Annotated in this window: 15 protein-coding genes, 1 tRNA gene and 1 pseudogene; 7 read left to right on the forward strand and 10 right to left on the reverse strand. The window is 61.2% G+C overall.

What is annotated here, in order from left to right; genetic code table 11:
- Positions 1–8: 8 nt before the first annotated feature.
- Both AB7531_RS36625 and AB7531_RS36630 read left to right on the forward strand, forming a co-directional pair.
- Positions 9–83 (forward strand) — tRNA-Val (locus AB7531_RS36625).
- A gap of 611 nt (positions 84–694) precedes the next feature.
- Positions 695–964: a hypothetical protein gene (locus AB7531_RS36630; protein ID WP_084795298.1), complete on the forward strand. Its 270-nt coding sequence runs from the start codon at positions 695–697 to the stop codon at positions 962–964.
- Between the two features lie 32 nt (positions 965–996).
- On the opposite strand, the gene AB7531_RS36635 is transcribed toward AB7531_RS36630, so the two are convergent.
- Positions 997–2,415, reverse strand: coding sequence for a DUF2252 domain-containing protein (locus AB7531_RS36635; RefSeq protein ID WP_084795299.1), 1,419 nt, complete (start codon positions 2,413–2,415; stop codon positions 997–999).
- A 136-nt stretch (positions 2,416–2,551) separates the two neighbouring features.
- Between AB7531_RS36635 and AB7531_RS36640 the strand changes: the two are divergent.
- Positions 2,552–2,746: pseudogene (locus AB7531_RS36640) on the forward strand (SulP family inorganic anion transporter); the annotation flags it as partial.
- Positions 2,747–2,820: 74 nt separating this feature from the next.
- Here AB7531_RS36640 and AB7531_RS36645 read toward each other — a convergent pair.
- The 3 genes from AB7531_RS36645 to AB7531_RS36655 form a co-directional block, all read right to left on the reverse strand.
- Positions 2,821–3,138, reverse strand: coding sequence for a hypothetical protein (locus tag AB7531_RS36645; protein ID WP_187387814.1), 318 nt, complete (start codon positions 3,136–3,138; stop codon positions 2,821–2,823).
- Between the two features lie 965 nt (positions 3,139–4,103).
- Entirely contained in the window at positions 4,104–4,853 is a 750-nt protein-coding gene (locus tag AB7531_RS36650; protein WP_063985406.1) for a bestrophin-like domain, read from the reverse strand.
- A 33-nt stretch (positions 4,854–4,886) separates the two neighbouring features.
- Positions 4,887–6,224, reverse strand: a complete 1,338-nt coding sequence (locus AB7531_RS36655) for a TAXI family TRAP transporter solute-binding subunit (RefSeq protein WP_063985407.1) — start codon at positions 6,222–6,224, stop codon at positions 4,887–4,889.
- Between the two features lie 326 nt (positions 6,225–6,550).
- Here AB7531_RS36655 and AB7531_RS36660 point away from each other — a divergent pair, with 326 nt between their 5' ends.
- The 3 genes from AB7531_RS36660 (at position 6,551) to AB7531_RS36670 (ending at position 8,675) form a co-directional block, all read left to right on the forward strand.
- On the forward strand, positions 6,551–7,816 hold the full coding sequence (locus tag AB7531_RS36660) for a metallophosphoesterase family protein (RefSeq protein ID WP_231143614.1): 1,266 nt from the start codon (positions 6,551–6,553) through the stop codon (positions 7,814–7,816).
- A 62-nt stretch (positions 7,817–7,878) separates the two neighbouring features.
- Positions 7,879–8,313 (forward strand): hypothetical protein, encoded by a 435-nt coding sequence (locus tag AB7531_RS36665; RefSeq protein WP_071909693.1) that lies wholly within the window; start codon positions 7,879–7,881, stop codon positions 8,311–8,313.
- The gene (locus AB7531_RS36670) at positions 8,310–8,675 is read left to right on the forward strand and encodes a hypothetical protein (RefSeq protein ID WP_063985409.1); all 366 of its coding nucleotides are present in this window, start codon (positions 8,310–8,312) and stop codon (positions 8,673–8,675) included. The genes AB7531_RS36665 and AB7531_RS36670 overlap by 4 nt, the downstream gene beginning before the upstream one ends.
- 92 nt (positions 8,676–8,767) lie before the next feature.
- Here the strand turns inward: AB7531_RS36670 and AB7531_RS36675 are convergent, their stop codons facing one another.
- The 6 genes from AB7531_RS36675 to AB7531_RS36700 form a co-directional block, all read right to left on the reverse strand.
- Positions 8,768–9,445 carry a hypothetical protein gene (locus tag AB7531_RS36675; RefSeq protein ID WP_063986683.1) on the reverse strand — a complete coding sequence of 226 codons (678 nt, stop codon included), beginning with the start codon at positions 9,443–9,445 and terminating at the stop codon, positions 8,768–8,770.
- Between the two features lie 180 nt (positions 9,446–9,625).
- The gene (locus tag AB7531_RS36680; RefSeq protein ID WP_084795301.1) at positions 9,626–10,189 is read right to left on the reverse strand and encodes a hypothetical protein; all 564 of its coding nucleotides are present in this window, start codon (positions 10,187–10,189) and stop codon (positions 9,626–9,628) included.
- A gap of 20 nt (positions 10,190–10,209) precedes the next feature.
- On the reverse strand, positions 10,210–11,796 hold the full coding sequence (locus tag AB7531_RS36685) for a tetratricopeptide repeat protein (RefSeq protein ID WP_063985410.1): 1,587 nt from the start codon (positions 11,794–11,796) through the stop codon (positions 10,210–10,212).
- A gap of 202 nt (positions 11,797–11,998) precedes the next feature.
- Positions 11,999–12,481, reverse strand: a complete 483-nt coding sequence (gene greA / locus AB7531_RS36690) for a transcription elongation factor GreA (protein ID WP_063985411.1) — start codon at positions 12,479–12,481, stop codon at positions 11,999–12,001.
- A 92-nt stretch (positions 12,482–12,573) separates the two neighbouring features.
- Complete coding sequence (locus tag AB7531_RS36695; RefSeq protein ID WP_063985412.1) at positions 12,574–13,059, reverse strand: hypothetical protein; 486 nt, start codon at positions 13,057–13,059, stop codon at positions 12,574–12,576.
- 166 nt (positions 13,060–13,225) lie between these two features.
- Positions 13,226–13,564 carry a hypothetical protein gene (locus tag AB7531_RS36700; RefSeq protein ID WP_063985413.1) on the reverse strand — a complete coding sequence of 113 codons (339 nt, stop codon included), beginning with the start codon at positions 13,562–13,564 and terminating at the stop codon, positions 13,226–13,228.
- 253 nt (positions 13,565–13,817) lie between these two features.
- Here AB7531_RS36700 and AB7531_RS36705 point away from each other — a divergent pair, with 253 nt between their 5' ends.
- The gene (locus tag AB7531_RS36705) at positions 13,818–14,051 is read left to right on the forward strand and encodes a DUF3551 domain-containing protein (protein ID WP_028151247.1); all 234 of its coding nucleotides are present in this window, start codon (positions 13,818–13,820) and stop codon (positions 14,049–14,051) included.
- Positions 14,052–14,216: the final 165 nt, after the last annotated feature.

Raw genomic sequence — 14,216 nt, forward strand, 5'->3', positions numbered from 1 at the left:
ATGGTCCCGGGCGCATAGCTCAGCGGGAGAGCGTTCCCTTCACACGGGAGAGGTCCAAGGTTCGATCCCTTGTGCGCCCACCATCCATCTTCCTGAACCCTCCAGATTGCGGACCATCGTCGACGCCTCGCGGCGCTCGTGGACCGGCTCAATCAAAAATGTCGAAAACAACCCCATGCACAGTAGCCGCCGTCAGTCGGATCAATGGGTTACGCCTTTTCCGAAATTCGATTGACGCGTCGGGCAAAACACCGGCATGATGGCATCATCCAAGGAGAGGCCCGCCCCCCCTGCGACTAGCCCGCCTTGACACGCGAGAGGCCCATGGTTCGACCCATGTGCGCCCAGCATTGATCCTAGATTCCAAGAGTCGCTGAAAGCTCCCTTGCGAGGCGTGCGAACGTCCGCTTTGCCAAAAGCGGTCATTCACCCGAGGTCGGCTTTTGACCCACCGCGGACCTCGGGAGGATTCATGTCCATCCCTGAAGACTGAGGCGACCGGAGGTCGTGTGGGTTCGGCGTTTTCAGACGAACGCCCTCGGCCTCAAAGAGCCGAAGTCGCTCCAATCTTCAGATTAGCCCTTGGTTACTACCGGAGCCGGAGCTTTGCGATGGCCCCCTTGATCTGAATCAAGTCTGGCGAAGCTCGCGCGAGCAAGATGCACTGGGATTAGTTGCGTAACGGAGAAAGCCTATGAAACGGACGGGAACGTTTGCCGTCGCAGCTGCCGCCTTGATGGGCGGGGTGTTGCTTACTTTCGGCTGGTCCGAGCAAGGCGGCGTCTCGCTATCTGTCGAGAGCGCTCAGGCGCGGGTCGGTCGCCCGCTGACCCCTGTCAGCGTTGCGGGCGTTGCGCGTCGACAGACGCGACGGGCAGTCGTTGGCGGCGCTGCCGTAGGTGCAGCCGCTGCCGGCACGGCCTGCGTGCGCGTGCTAGTCAACGGCTCTTACGTCTGCCGCTGAGATCTTTGCTGGTCCGCAGCGCAGCACTGTTGCTAGGATTCCAGATAAACCCTGATGTCGCCTTTCTTCACAGCAGCTTTTAGGGTCGCATGGTCGCGCTCGGCCTGGTCGGCATAGGAAACCGCAAAGTGGCCCATGGCTTGGTCGAATTCGTCGCTGGATGAGCCGAGATACCCGCTGATCGTCGCCGATATCTCGCTGACCTTGGCATGTGCACGCGCGAGCACCCAACCGCAGGCGCCCGCATAGACCTCCAGAACTTTCGCGTCGAAAGTTTCGATCAGGGGCTTGATTTTGGCGTCGCGCAGCTGCCGCACGTAGAACTGACGGTCGCGAGAGCCCGTGAGCCAGCCGAGGAAAATATCTGAGGCGGGCTGCATCAGGCGCTGACCCATCACAACGCGCTGCCCGTGATGACGATAGACGCTCTTTCCCGCATAGGACTCCAGAACGGAATGCGCCGCTTCCTTCACCTGCAGAAACAGCGGACTGTTGGGCTCCGACATCATGAGGACGATCCAGCATCGCCGACCCACGCTTCCAACGCCGACCACCTTGATGGCGGCGTCGACCAGCCGGTAGCGGTCGAATAGCTGACGCCGGTCATCGGGCAGCGAATCCCGGTAGATACGCAGGATCCCTTCGAGCGCCGACAGGAAATCAGAAGCGCGAGCCACATCCGGGTGAAAGATGAGCGGAGGTTGCTCCATGATGCGGATTTGTCCGCCGATGCTGCCGGCAAGCTTGGGAAAATCCAGCTCCGAGCCCCGGTCCGCGGCGGCATGGTCAATCCGCCGCTGCAGGTGTTTTCGCGCACTCTTCGGCGCGATCGCCATCAAATCCTCGGCGGGGATGTTCGCGTACCATACGGCGAGTGGATCCATCCTGGAGAATCCGCGCATGTGTTCGCGATAGCCGCGCGCGGCAGCCATCGCGCAATCGCGGCCCGTGACGTCGGACAATCCGATCGATCGTGCGGCGAGCACCACCGAGGCGGCGAGACGCTTGACGTCCCATTCCCACGGGGCCGGCAACGTCTCATCGAAATCGTTGATGTCGAAAATGATATGTCGCTCGGGGGTGGCAAAGCCCCCGAAATTCGCGAGGTGGCAGTCGCCACACGCCTGCACATTCAGTCCGGTGCTCGGCGTCCGCGCCAAATCCGCGGCCATCACACCCGCGGAGCCACGAAAGAATGCGAACGGCGATTGCAGCATCCGGCCATAGCGGATCGGTATCAGCTTCTTGACCCGGCCGGCGTCCGATTTGAGCAGGATGTCGAGGGGATTCGGCCGCTCCCTGGATGGCTTCCAGCGACCCTGTTGCTCGCGCGCGAGCCTGTCGCGCAGAGCCTTGCCGGCGGCAGCGCGATCGCTTGGGAAAACGATGTGGGGTGTTGTGCCGGCAGTCGGCCTCGTCCTGGCCTCTGATCTGTGGCTGGCAATGTCCATCGTGAACCCCGGTTTTCGAACCCCGGTCTATGCCTCATTTTTCGATCGGGAAGCCTCAAGGGCCTTGACTTGGATCAAGCGATCGCTGCGCAGCGTCGTCAACGTTGCCGTCCCACCAGCCGAAAGGCTTGGCATGATGGCCGACGCGACAGAACCAACGGGCAGCGTCGAGCGGCAGACTTCGTGGCTGTCCTGGCTGCCACCGACCCGCTGGCTCGCAGATTATTCCGCGGCCTGGCTGCCTTCCGACATCATCGCCGGCGTCACGCTCGCAGCCTACGCAATCCCAGTCTCCCTTGCCTATGCCGGGCGGAGGATCGGGCGGCCACCATTAATGACAAGCGCCATCCCTTAGCTCCAGTTTTGGCAAACGAGGGATGGGAACGCGGTCGTGTTGCGTTAGTATCAGGGTGACGAGCAGCGAGAGTATCGCTTTCGGCAATAGATCGCGGCCACGCGACTCATCTCTAACGCCACCGCGCAGGCGGCGTTCAGGTTTTCAACATCCGCGCCGGGCGCACTAACCAGCACCTCGAAGCCGGCGAAGTTTTTTTCAGGATCGATCCCAAGCCTTACGAATATATCGTCGAGGAAAAGCGGGCGGGGCTCGCGGACGCGGAGGCCAATGTCGTCCAGCTCGGGGCGTCCGTTGATCAGGCCTCGGCGACGACCGCAAAGGCGAAGGCCCAACTGCAGCTCGCGCAGGAGCAATACGATGCTCAAGCGACGCTGTTAGCCCTGACCGAGCGTCGTCAGCACCTCACGTCATCCAATGTCGCCCTTTGGCCCATCAGCGAGTGGCGGCACGCCCTTGCCCCGCTTCGGCAGACTACGCTCGTTGATCCAGATCAACGACCTCCGGCCCCAGATGTGCGCCGATGCGCGCTTAAGGGCGACTACCCTGTTTTGGGCGACTTCAACAGGAGAGCAACAATGATCAGGTTATTTGCTGTTGCCTTCGCACTGGCCTTGGCGTCATCGGCGCAGGCCATGCCCCTGATACCCCTTCAACAGCCGGACGGGATTGTCATCCAAGTCCGCGAAGCATGCGGACCGGGTATGCGCCGCACTGCGAATGGTGCTTGCATCAGGACTCCCACCCGACGTGCCGCCAGCAGGTGCGCACGTGGAGTGACATGCTAACTTCGTGCGGCCGCTGCCGAGCAACGCGGCAACACTGCGTAAGCTCGTCCGCAGAAAAGGGAGCACGCCCACATGAAGCGCCTCGTCGCGTTGCTACTCTTTGGGCTCTTGCTTGCTCCGGCATTCGCTCAGACTCAGACCCCCCCGCAGCCTCCGCTAATTCAGCAAGTTCACCCGGGGGTCACTTACGAGGACTGCGTGGAGAGATGCAAGAAATGTGGGACCGGGAAAAACCCGGACTGTGTCAAGAATTTCTGCACAGGCTATCCGCACCGAAAACGAGGTGCGGCGCCTTTGCCTGTCGTCTGTCCATCATACGATTAGGCCGCTTCTATTCCGCTTCTGGCCCCTAGTCGACCTCGCTAATTTCCCAAACGTCCGCTTTGCCCTCGCAAGCAGAAATCAGCCGACCGACATGGGCCAGATTCGGACATCTCAGCACAATGCGCACCTTGATCAATTCGAAAAGCCGCGGCAGCAGGTCGCGACGACCACGATAACCGTCGGGGCTCGCTCTGGCCGGCAATCTCGATCATGCGAATGGCTTAGGGGCCGAGCGGCGTGAGGGCGTCGCGCAGTGGCGCGCTGGAAATTTGCATCAAACCCGCAAATGGCTGACCCAGCTCCAGGACCAGGTAGATCGCCCCGGCGGCCGACAGTGCAAAAACGAACAGCGAGCCGAAAACGGTTGCGCTGGGTTTGGCAAACAGGCCGAAGCTTCCAAAGATGATGGTGAGCCAGAAAATCAGCACCACCAGGAACGGCATAGGGATCGAGTTGTTCGTCTGTGCGAACAGCGACAGGCGGGTTTGCGCAATGTCGGTGGCGATCTGTAGGGCCCTGGCTTGCAGGGAGCGTTGGGAATCGTTCTGCGGCGAAAGCTGCTGAAGCTTCGCAAAGAATGCTTCGCTTGCGGCGCTCGCCTCGAAGGGGTTCGCCTTGGCAACCTCGGAACTTTTCTCGCGCCACATTCGATCGGCTAAAACAACGATGGCCCGCCGCAAAAGGTTGCGTTCGTCATTCGCCTCCGGTCCGTACTGCGCCAGCAGATTGTCGAGCAGGACAACATTGCTCGTCATCTGCGTGACTTGAGTGCTCTGCGTGTCGTATGAGCCCTTCGCCGAGGCGATCAGCAGGCCGAGGACAAGCGCGGCTATCGTCCCGATGAGGCCCGTGCCCAGCCTGACCACATCCTTGTCATCCGTGCTCAGGTGATGCCCAGGAAGGAACATACCGAGCAGGGCACCGCCTGAGATGCATAGAAACGTGATGCACGATAGCGCGATTGCATTCATGATTCACCACTGTGTTGCGAGGCGTGTCGTGACTTAGCGCTGTGTCGCCTTCGCCGCGGAGGCAACTGCGGGTCCCTTGGCGATCAATGTGCGTCGGTCGTGAATCAAGCTCTCCAGCCGGTGGGCTGCCACGTTCAATGTGGCATCATCCACCGCGCTCTCGTCTCCAGCAGCGGATTTGGCGAGCTCCACCTTTAGAATGCGGTCGATTTCGTCTTCGATATCCGAAAGTTCAGCCTCTGTATCGACTTTCCGAATCCGGCGCGCCAGGGCGTAGAGAGAATCGAGCGGGCCTTCGGCTGCGCGGCTGCCGAGGCCCAGGAATTTCCACGCCGCCGCAAGCATGGTGGCAGCGCCACCCAGTACCATCGGCGTCAAATAGATCCAGTTGCCGTACTCATCCATGAAGCTTTGCGTGGTGCTGTTGTAGACGGCTGCGGCGCCAGGGTGCAGCGGAAGGTAGGCATCCTGGTCGGTGCTGGGCGCGGTGATCTGCGCGAAAATCGGCTGCTCACGCAGAAGATTCCTGCGCGCGCTCATGATCGCCTCCGTGAGGTCGGTTACCAGATCAGTGCCAAGCTTCTTTTGCGCAACCAGATATAGCGAGGTCCTCAGAGTCGTCAGGTCATCTTCCGGGACCGGCGGCGATCCCCGCAGTGTGCCCTTCGGGACGTCGAAGCTTTCAAAAGCGCGCTCATTCTCTGCAATTGCCCCCGCGGACTCGATTGGGATCAGTACCGGGGTCTTTTTACGGTCAAGCTGAAAAAATCCGCGAACGAGCGAGAGGTATTTTTCGGCGAGCGGGATCACGACAAGCAGGGCGCCGACTTGCTTCGACTGAATGGCTTGCCGGACATCCGTCAAAGCAAGGTTCTTGAAGACAACTTTTGCGCCCGCCAGATCGTATCCCTTGGTCAACACATCGACAATTTTGGCGTTCACTGCTCCGCCGACCACGCCGACCGTGCGTCCCTTCAGGTTGGCAATGCTGTCGATGGACGATCCCGGCGGCGCGATGATCAGTACGACCATATGGCTGACGACGACGACGGCTTGCGCCTGCGACAAGTCGCCGACATCGCCGCGAACCACAGCGAGATCGACCTTGCCCGCGGAGAAAGCCGCAGCGGCCTCGAGCGCGGTGCCGCTGTCGATGACCTTGAGCCGGACCGGCGCGTTCGCTGAAACGAACTCGCCTGCTATCGCTGACATTGCCTTCGCTGCCTCGCCGTCGAGCGAGCCGACCGCCACAGTCAGCGTTACCGGGCGGCTGTAGTACCGATAGGCAAGGAGACCCGCGCCTGCCGCAAAGGCGACGACGCCGACGAGCAGGAAAAAGCGAAGCCACAGCGGCAATTTCATCGACATCATGCTCGCCACCTGTGTGGGTTCGCCACGTCCTTGCCGCTGTATTTCTGCACACCTGCGATGCCCGCAAGCGTCCGCGGCCAGAATAGCTGCCAGCCGCCGCTCTACGTGCTCGCTGCTACGGCAGATGAGGACGTTGATCTATATCAAGCTTACCCGCCGCTGAAGGTCCACGGGAAAGCGGTCGGCAAATCGGGCTGTTTGCGCGCCCGATACGGCGGCTCATTCCCTCTCCTCGATCAGGGGTGATCATTATGCAATCCTCTTGGCCTAACGAGCCCAGTCGTCGCCTGGTTCTAGGCGCACTCGCAGCACTGCCCGCATTCTCCGTGCCACTCGTTGCCAACGCGCAGGCCCAAACAACAACCGCGCAAGCACCCGTTTCCATCGGGGGCGGCTTTTCATTCGCTGCGGTCGGCGATACCCGACCGATGATGTACCTCCCGTTGAAAGAGGGACAACCGGACCTCAGCAAGTTCTTCGTCGAGATGTTCGGATTGGTCATGCCGGAGAAGGTCGCCGAGGCCGTCGTAGCGAAGGATGTGAAGATGATCTTCGATCCGGTCACAAAGGACCTGATCAAGGTCGTCATGCCGTTTACATCCAAGACGGAAGTGATGACCCTGACGGTAGATAAAGGTTGGGTCACCGAGGCATCCGTTGAAGACGTGAAATTGCTTCCCGGAGTGCATCGAACCATGTTCCGGCTGCAGGGCGGCGAATGGGTGACGCGCGAAATCGTCAAGGACGTTCAATCCGGTCGCGCCAAATTCGTGGTCAATAGCGGTGACGCTGTGTGGTGGGGCAATCAGGGCTTGACCGTGAGTGACAGCCCATACTGGAAGCGCGTGAACGAAACAATGTTGAAGAAACTACCCGCGCCGGATGACGAGATGCGCGCAGCCGGTCTGGATGGGCGCTTTTTCATGAGTGTGGGTAATCATGAGGTGTGGGCCGACCCAAAGATTGAGGGCGTACTTTCGGCTGTGCCGTATCTGAAAAAATTCGGCGTCACGCCGGAAAACCTCATCTACAAATTCGACTTCAAGGGCACCCGCTTCATCTATCTCTGGAGTGGCAAGTACGATTACCGTTCGCCGTCGCTGTGGGACGCTGATCGGCCAAAATATGCCGAGCAGATGACCCAGCTTCAAAAGTGGATGGACGAGGCCAAGGCCAATGGCATTCGGAAGGCGTTTATCGTCTTCCACTATCCCGTGTTTGCGCGGTCAGGCTTAGGCCCGATCCCGGCTCCCGATAACCCGCACAAGGTGATTGCGTCGTATGCCAAGGACATGGAGGTGGTCGTGTTGAACGGGCACGTCCACACCACGGAAATCTACGACGTAGATGGGGTAAAGTATCTGATGTTGGGCGGTGGGGGCGCAGAACAAGACCCAATCCTGCCGGGGCGAACCAGCATCAAGGTGCCCGCCGACTATCCGCGGGACCTTTACTGGAAGGGCCAGCCTCCGCAAGAGGAGTACAACTACGTGCTGGTGGACGTTGAACCCGGCCAGAAGACGAAGTTCACCCTCAATCGCTTCCGGCCGTGGTCGGCGGAGCCATTCGGGACTGAGGAACTCTTCACGTGACAGCAAGCGGGCAATAGGCCGGGAGTGAGGTTCTGGCGACAGTACTCCTGATTATTCACGGCTTGGTCGCCGTTGCACTGCTTGGCGCGATTACGCACCAGACCTTGGCGACGTGGGCGACTGTGGGAACGCGCCCCAGTTCGTTTTTCGGCCGCTTTCGCTCCGTGTCATCGGCCCGGTTCGCCGACGCCGTCGTCGTCTTGTATGCCATCTCCATCCTGCTCGGTGGGATCATCTATCTGTATTTTCGCGTCGACATCAGGCCAGAGTTAGAGCGCGCCGGTCATTGGCCAGCCCTGGGCTTCTTCGACCTCAAGGAGCACTTCGCCGCTATCGGTTTTGCGTTGCTACCAGCCTACTGGGTTTGCTGGCGACGGCCGCGTGCCGACGAGCCTGCTCAGACGCGCACGATGCTCACCTCGATCCTCGCCTTTGTCATCTGGTGGGGCTTCCTAACTGGCCACGTCGTAAACAACATCAGGGGTTTCGGCGCATGACGTTATCGGCTGCGTTCCGCCGCTTTGCATTCGCGTTCGGGACGACATTTGGCTTCCTCTACGTGGTTGCACTCGCAAAGGACCTTGCTCTTTTCACCGTTTTCCCGTCGCTCGGCATCGTGCTGGCGGGCACGCATCATTCGCGAGACGTTGCTGACCCTGCGATGGGATTTCTAGCTCCAGCGATGTACTGGTACGGGTGGGCCGCGACGGCCGCGCTCGGGGCACTGATCGTCGCCCTCGTTGCTGCGTCGTTACCCGGACGTTCAGTGCGAAACTTCTGGTCGGGATGGGTGTGGATAATTCCCATCCTCTCGATGATCGCTTGCGTCTATCTCACCCTGCCTTGGTTTAGGCTCTGACTTGGGTGCTTCCGCACATGGATCATGACCGACCAAGCTCAAAGCGGGCTCTCTGGTCGGAAAGCCGGTTCGCAGTCTTCCGGATTCAAGCCTCAAGCAGCCCGATCCGGCCGGAAGGCGGCGTAGAGACCGAGGAGGGTTCCGATAGCGACCAGGCCTGCCGCCAGCAGCACCTGCAATTCCCCATCATCGGTGGCGCCTGCGGACGACACCAGTCTGGTCACAATGACGAACAGAATGCCCACGGAGGCTGCTGCACCCACACTGAGATAAGCGAGCTCTCGCGTCAGGTTCCGGCCAAGAAGTCCGAGGGCCGTGAAATACATCGCGCAAGCGTTGGGATGAACGAACAAGGCAACGCGCGCATAAGGACCGTAGGAGTCGAGGAGGGACTCACATCGGCTCATTGCCGCTTTTGAGGCAACCCGCTGCAACATCGGCCTGAAAAAGCGAGCCTGTCCGTAACTCAGAACGGCGCCCACGATGATGGCCGCCCACGCCACGATGAAAACGGAGACATCCGCAGGCTTCGGATTGAGCGCCACGGACATCAGGATGAGGGCGGTTCCGGGAAAATAGCCGAAATACGGAAAGACCGACTCCAGGAGCACGCAAGCGAACATGAAGACCGGAAACCATGCCGAACCGGTCGCACCCTGGACGATCGCGTTCAAGTCGAACAGGTTCGTCTTGTACAGGACGAGGTACATGCACATGGCCAATCCGGCCAGCGCGTAGAACGGCAACGCCCCCGACAAAAACCGCCTCATCCAGCCGCCGCGCTTTGTTTCGCGGACACGGCGGAGACCTTCAATATCGGGACAAGACAACGGAAACGCATGGCTCATGTTTAGGCGAATGAGATTGCCCCTGTCGATAGCAATCCTCGCCCCGGCTGCGCGGGCCAATCGCCGCATTGAAATGCCCGCCGATCGGGAAGGTGCAGTCGATCACAGACCTAGTGTGACCTCAGCCCAGTGCATCGCGGTGCTGCCGCCCAGAAACTCGATCACGCGGGGTTCGATGGTCTCCGGCCGATCGGAGCCGGTGACAGCGGTCGCTGCGATCATGTCGCAACGCTCGTTGTAGACGACCGACACCAGCGTTTTGCCGGGAGCGCCACGTGAGTTGAGCGTGTAGGCGCGGCTGCGACCGTTCATCGACGCAATCCTGATGGGATGGCCGGAACCGCGTGGAGAGACTTCGCCCAGGAGAACGGTATCGCCCATGCGATCGAGGTCCTCGTCATCGGCGACGCCCGTCGCGCAATTGCAAAAACCTATCTTGGCGCGCAGGTACAGCGTCACCTCGACACCGCAGTCGGAAGCCTTGCACCGGAACGCCTTTCCCTTGCCCCATTGGTCGATCGAGAACGGCCAAGTCACCTCGTGCCACACCGGCGTGGCGGAATTTGCGGCGGCATGCCGTGGCACATGGAGCCACACGAGCGACGCCGCCAGCGCGCTTCCCAGCGAGATTGCTGCGACGGCGATGGCGGCTGCCCTTCTCATCATTCCACCGTTCTCGTTCCGGCTCAGTTGCTGGCGAGGTATTGCTTCGCCGCCGCGACCTCGGGGCGTTCCGAATCGGCACTGGCCGTCAGCGTTACGAGCTGCTGACAGTTCTGCCGTGCCCCTTCCCTGTCACCAAGGGCTTCGGCCGCCTTGGCCGCCCCCGCGAAAGCGTGCAAGCGGTTAGGCTCCTTCGCCTTGGTTGCCTCGAATGCAGCAAGCGCCTCCTTGGCCATGCCGCGATCGAGCAGCATGAAGCCGTAAAGCTCGCGCGCCGGCGCCAGCGGTCCGGGCGTGATCACGTGCTTTTCCGTCTTGTCCTCTGCATCCGCCGCGGCGCTCATCGCATTGAGCGCCTCGTCATACTTGCCCTCGGCGTAAAGCACCCAGGCGACGGCGACCTGACGCTGGATGTCGACGATTCCGGACCAATAACTGTCCTTGGCGTCCTGCAGCTTGTCGCGCAATTCCGCCAGCTTCTGGATGTCGGCCTTGGCGGCTTCCGGTTTGCCGGAGCGCGCCGCGCCGAGAGCCCGGGCGAAATGCGTTACCGCCATCGCAAAGTTGAGGTTGCTCGGCCTGACCGGCAGCTGCGAGGCACCCTCCCAATCGCCACGGTCGATCGCATAACGCGCCGGCGAAGCCGCCAGCGCGTAGTCTGCCGCCGCGACCGTCGCCTTGAAGTCGGTCTCCTTGATCATGTCGTCGATGACGGCACGCGCCTGCTTGTCCTGGCCGAGCTGCAGGTAAGCATAGACCATGTAGTCCTGCGCATGCAGGTAGTTGCCGACCGACTTTTCGGCCATCGCGGCTTTCACGGAAGCAGTGTTGGAGTCGATCGATTCCTTCCAATAGCCGACGCGCGTGTAGATGTGGGAGGGCATGTGCTGGGCGTGCGGCGCGGCCGGCGCGATCTTGGCGTAACGATTGGCGGCATCGAGCCCTTTCTGCGCCAGCGCCGGGTAGTCGTAGAGATGGATCAGATAATGCGTCACGCCCGGATGCATCGGCAGCCGCCTGGAGATCGGCTCGAGAATCGCCGCGCCTTTAATTTGCTGCGCATAGGTCTTGTCGTTCAGATCCGCCGACGTATTGAGCGTAATGGCGTAGGCGATCTGGGCTTCGTCGTCGTCTGGATATTTTGCCGCGACGCGGGCCTGCGCGTCACGCAGCATGCGCATCCGCTGGACGTGAGGGATCTTGTCGTAATCGGCATACATCACCATCAGCGCATCGATGTAGTCGCGCTCGCGCTCGGTCGCGGCGCCGATCTCCTTGGCCTTCATGATCGCGGCGAGGCCCGGCGCCAGGTTCGGCTTTGGAATAGCATTGTGCGGATTGTCCATGTAGGTGAGCGCAATGCCCCAATAGGCCATGCTGCATGTCGGGTCAGCCTTGATGGCTTCCTCGAAGATCTCCTTGGCGTTGGCGTACCAGTAGGAATGCTGATAGCGCATCCCGCGATCGAAACGACGCTGGGCCACATCGTTGCAAGAGGTCTGGAAATGAACGCTGCCGAGCTGCTGATCTACATCGTCTTGCGCGACCAGAGCTTGTGGTCCTGATAGGCCGAGACCGGCTGCGATGACGAAGTATAGGGACTTCCGCATGGATCGCTCCCTTGGCCTGACACGCAATGAATTGGTCTTGATACCCCTCACTATATGACCTTCGCGGCTTTTGAACAGCGAAGTGAATCGCGGCAGCGCAACTGACCCAGTGACGCGATCGGAGTTGGCGCAACCAATCCGAAGCCAGAGCCGTCGGAGTTGGATCCTCACGCGCCCACCATTCAGGCCTCAGATCGCATCCCTACGCGATCGACAGAATCTCGATCTCTTGCGCGCCTGAACCCACGACATCGCCCACCGCCTTCCCGATCAGCGACTTCGCAACCGGCGCCACGAACGAGATCGATCCGGCCTTTGGATCCGCTTCGTCCTCGCCGACGATGCGATAGGTCTGCACGCGGCCGTCGGTGCGGCTGAAGGTCACGGTGCTGCCGAAGGCGACGACATCGGTCGACGCCGGATCGGGAATGACCTGCGCCGTGCGCAGCCGTTCGGTCAGATAGCGAGCATCGCGCAAGGGCACCGCCGACTGCCGGCGCTTTTCGTTGACGTCCTCGATGGCTTGCGCGGCTTCATAGGCCTCGCGCGCCTCGCGCAGCTGCGCCTGCAGCGCCTGCAAGCCTGCTTCCGTCACGAGGTTTGGATGAGGCGAGATCGGGCGATCCGGCAGCAGCGTCTCGGACGCGGTTTCGGCGCTTTCTTCCTTGGTAAAGGCGACGCTCAATTCAAGATCCTGTCGAACTGTTTCGGACACCCGCTCGCGCCTCGCCCCACAACGGGGAATCGCGCCGAACAGCAGCCGGTGATTGTCCCGGACTATATCTCAAGTTCGACGAAACGGCGCAGCTTGAAGACCAGGTCCGGTACGGCCTGGCGGAACCGCGTCGCGTTCTGGAACGTGGTCGAGAACGGCGCGAAGGTGATCATCGCATTCCAGTGCTTGTAACCGTAGACCGTGACGGAGGCGCCGGTCGCCGGAAAATTCTCCAGCTTGCGCAGCTCGCCAAGCACCAGATCGGCAATCGCCTCGGCGGGAAGCAGCTTCTTGCCATCAGGCGTCGTCGTGATTTTCGCCGGCCGCTCGACCGGCTTCGCGGCAGCCGGCACGGCATCGGGCGCATCGTCGGATTCGGCCGGTGCAGGATCGGGGGTGGACGGCTCGACCAGGTCGAACCCGTTCGTCGGCGCTGTCGGCGGAACCTCGGTGAGCGGCGGCGGAGCACTGCTGTCTGCGCGCTTGTTGCCTCCCAGGATGCTGCTGATCATGGCCACAAGGCCAGCATCCTTCACGTCGTCGCTCATTTCTCCCCCCGGGGCTTCGGCCTACTCTAGCACCGCTCTCGCGGACCGCCACTGGGGATGTATGGCCGGATTCCGCTTGGTTAAGGCGCTACGACAAGGCGTCACACCAAGGCCACGATGGCACCGGCGGCCCGACGTCTGATCACGTCGCCCGCCGTGAGACCCGTCACCGCTTATCGAACGGAATGTACTGCTGGTACTGCTTGGGCACAGAGCTGCGGTAGCGCGCGGGCACGGTGCCGGTGTCGACCGAATGATCGATTTCCTGCTGCCGCGTCATCTTCTTCTTCGCCGGCTTCTTCGATGCGCTCTTCTTGGAGTCGGCCGGCTGGCTGGAGGTGTCGCTGGTCGCGGCCGGCGTTGTCGTCGTCGCTGCCGGCGCAGTGGTCGTCGCGGTAGGCGCTGCGGTTCCACCGGCGGCCGGCGCACTCTGGGCCAGCGCGAGCGGTATTTGCATGAAAAGCGCCAGCGCTGCTGTCGCAGCCAGCAAATATGACCTTTGCATTAGAACCTCCAAAATACCTGATCCGAATGAGACAAGCCTGATTCTCCGGGATCGACGCGTGCACGTCTTCTCACGATAGGCCCGGCCCCCACCGCGAACTGTGGCGTAGATCACATTCCTGGCCGCCGGCTGCGTCATGATGTGCCATGTCGCGAACGCACGGCATTCCGCCGACACCAAGATAGGCATGACATGCCTCAGACGAGCCCAGCTCGCTGACGTTCCCGTCCACCCGCTCTCGAAGGAGATTGAAATGCGTCGCATCATCCTCACTCTCGCATCGTTCGCCGCCCTGGTCGCCGTAGCATCCCCGGCCGCCCAGGCACATCCTGCAAACGATCGATATTGCCTGCAGGGACGCATGTGGGGCTATCCCGGCAACTGCCAGTTCGCGAGCTATCAGCAGTGCCTCGCCACCGCCTCCGGCACGTCGGCCTCTTGCGGCATCAATCCGCGCTACGCGTTCTCGCAGCAGTACGCCTACTGAAGACATCGCGGCGTGCGCGCATGACGCGCACACTTATTGCGTGAAGACGATCCACTTCGCCGACAGTCCGGCGAACTCACTTGCGCGAAGCTGCTCGCGCATGCCGATGACGAGAATGTTATCCGTCATCGCTCCGGGAAAAATTTGCAAAGCGCGACCGCAGCT

The organism is Bradyrhizobium sp. 63_E2_N1_3 (genome assembly GCF_052076005.1).
In the GTDB taxonomy this organism is placed as follows: Bacteria; Pseudomonadota; Alphaproteobacteria; order Rhizobiales; family Xanthobacteraceae; genus Bradyrhizobium; species Bradyrhizobium barranii.